This is a genomic window from Paenibacillus sp. Dod16, from assembly GCF_049893405.1.
GTDB lineage: Bacteria > Bacillota > Bacilli > Paenibacillales > Paenibacillaceae > Paenibacillus_AQ.
In genome coordinates, this window is sequence record NZ_JBNDYG010000109.1 from 1 (window position 1) to 2,430 (window position 2,430).

Genomic DNA, 2,430 nt, shown 5'->3' on the forward strand with positions numbered 1-2,430 from the left:
TCCGGATCCGGATCGCTGGGTCCCTGCCACCGTACCCGGCGCAGTCCAATTGGATTGGGCCCGGGCTGAAGGATGGGGGGATCACACCTATGGTGAGAATTGGCGTCAATATGAATGGATGGAGGATAAAACCTGGACGTATCGGGCTTGGCTGCGCCCCCCGGCAARTTCACCAGGCGAGCGGCTCTATTTCATATCGAAAGGAATCGATTACAGCTTTCATATTCGCCTGGACGGCACCGAGCTGCTGCAGCAAGAGGGGATGTTCACGCCGRTAGAACTGGATCTGACCGAGCACTTACGCGGGGAGGRCGGTCTGCTKGARATCGTGATCGATCCTGTCCCYAAGCGTCCTGGAGCGCCTAGAAGCCGGGATCAGGCGGAYCACTCCTGCAAGCCGGCGGTGAGCTACGGGTGGGATTGGCATCCWCGCCTGATCCCGCTCGGAATCTGGGACGATACGTACCTTGTCGTCAGGCCGGAAGCGCATCTTGCGTCTTCTGAGGTGCGTTATGAATTAACAGAARCGCTGGATGAAGCGGCATTGGAGCTGCAAGTGCGTCTTAGCCAACCTGCAGCGGGGGAGCTGCAATGGAGGCTGATCGGTCCCGAGGGGGAGACGGTATTTGAAGAAGCATGGGCTGTAAACGGTGAAAGCCCGGTCCATGCGATACAGAAGAGGCTTTYGAAGCCTCGGCTATGGTGGCCGCATGATCATGGTGAACAGCCCCTGTACCGCTCGGAGGTGAGTTTCAAGCCGGCGGATRGTTCGGGCWCATCGACATCCAGCAGGCATCAGAGGATCGGCTTCCGACGCGCAAGGCTGGTGATGCACGAAGGGGCATGGAAGGAGCCCTCCCAGTTTCCCAAGAGTCGAAGCAATCCGCCGATCACGATGGAGATCAACGGCCGGCAGATATTTTGCAAAGGCACGAACTGGGTAAACCCGGACATTTTCCCGGGGCGAATTCGCGCAGAGGATTACGGAATCCTGCTGGACTTGGCCAAGGCAGCCCATATGAACATGCTCCGGGTRTGGGGAGGAGGGATTGTCAACAAGGAATCCTTTTTCGAGCGATGCGACGAAATCGGGCTRATGGTCTGGCAGGAGTTCCCGCTGGCATGCAACCAATATCCGGACACCCCTGCTTATCTCCGGGTGCTGGATCAGGAATCGCGCTCGATCATCGAGCGTCTTCGGAGGCATGCGTCGGTGGTGCTGTGGTGCGGCGGCAATGARCTGTTCAATTCTTGGTCCAAAATGACGGATCAATCGTTGCCGCTCAGGCTTTTAAATGCGAACTGTTACATGCTGGACCGCCAAACCCCTTTTTTGATGACATCGCCGATCGAGGGCATGGCTCACGGGAATTACGTGTTTCGTTATGAATCCGGCGAGGATGTCCTGCAGTCCATGCCTAAGGCGAGGAATACGGCTTACACCGAGTTCGGCATACCCTCACCTGCATCTGTTGAACAATTAGAGAGCTTTATCCCGGCCAAAGAGCTGTTCCCGCCTAGACCTGGCACGACATGGGAGTCTCATCACGGATTCGGCGCTTGGCAGGGGGATACTTGGCTGATGCCGGAGCTCATCCAGCATTACTTCGGGCCAAGCGAGACCTTGGAGCAATTGGTGGACCGCGGTCAGCTGCTGCAGTCGGAAGGGTACAAATGTATCTACGAGGAAGCCCGCCGTCAAAAGCCGGTATGCTCCATGGCCCTGAACTGGTGTTATAACGAGCCTTGGCCGACCGCAGCCAATAACAGCATCATCATGTATCCGGCCAGGCCGAAGCCGGCATATTACGCAGTGCAAGCTTCATGCAGGCCTGTCCTCGCAAGCGCTCGCATTCCAAAGTTTGTGTGGAGGCCAGGGGAATGGTTTGAGCCAGAGCTATGGCTGCTGAGCGATAGTCCCGACAACATCAAGCCTGGACGAATAGGAGTGTATGTAACGTTCGGTGCGGGTGAGAAATTGTTACTGCAGGAGTGGGATTTTCCTTCTATCCCGCCTGGTATGAACCAGATCGGCCCGACTGCAAGATGGTTGCTGCCTGACATGGCCTCCGGCAGAATGAAACTCGAATTGGTCGTGACTGACAGGCCCGAGTGGGATTCCGAGTATATTTTGTTATTCAAGAACGGCGAGAGCACGGAAAAAGCATCTGGGCACACACTGAATCTGAATCTATGATCGTGCAATGATTAGATAATGGAGGTTGGATATGGTCACCAGACAGACAATGGAATGGGAAGTAGGCTGGAGTGATCATGCGGGGCAAGCTCCGGATCGCTGGGTCCCTGCCACCGTACCCGGCGCAGTCCAATTGGATTGGGCCCGGGCTGAAGGATGGGGGGATCACACCTATGGTGAGAATTGGCGTCAATATGAATGGATGGAGGATAAAACCTGGACGTATCGGGCTT

Annotated in this window: 2 protein-coding genes; both read left to right on the plus strand. The window is 56.0% G+C overall.

The genetic code is table 11. The annotated features are described in order from the left end of the window. The coding region (locus ACPV3A_RS37540; protein ID WP_426204979.1) for a glycoside hydrolase family 2 protein at positions 1–2,197 on the plus strand (2,197 nt) is incomplete at its 5' end. 31 nt (positions 2,198–2,228) lie between these two features. Continuing rightward, the coding region (locus tag ACPV3A_RS37545) for a glycosyl hydrolase 2 galactose-binding domain-containing protein (RefSeq protein ID WP_426204981.1) at positions 2,229–2,430 on the plus strand (202 nt) is incomplete at its 3' end.